The organism is Cupriavidus oxalaticus (assembly GCF_038900635.1).
Taxonomy (GTDB): domain Bacteria; phylum Pseudomonadota; class Gammaproteobacteria; order Burkholderiales; family Burkholderiaceae; genus Cupriavidus; species Cupriavidus oxalaticus_B.
In genome coordinates, this window is record NZ_JAYMRX010000120.1 from 1 (window position 1) to 255 (window position 255).

The window sequence follows — 255 nt, forward strand, 5'->3', positions numbered from 1 at the left end:
CTGTCGTGGGGGATAACTAGTCGAAAGATTAGCTAATACCGCATACGACCTGAGGGTGAAAGCGGGGGACCGCAAGGCCTCGCGCGATAGGAGCGGCCGATGTCTGATTAGCTAGTTGGTGGGGTAAAAGCCTACCAAGGCGACGATCAGTAGCTGGTCTGAGAGGACGATCAGCCACACTGGGACTGAGACACGGCCCAGACTCCTACGGGAGGCAGCAGTGGGGAATTTTGGACAATGGGGGCAACCCTGATC

General features: G+C 57.3%; 1 rRNA gene. It reads left to right on the forward strand.

Annotated elements, in window-relative coordinates:
• A 16S ribosomal RNA gene (locus VSR71_RS35240) occupies positions 1–255 on the forward strand; the annotation flags it as partial.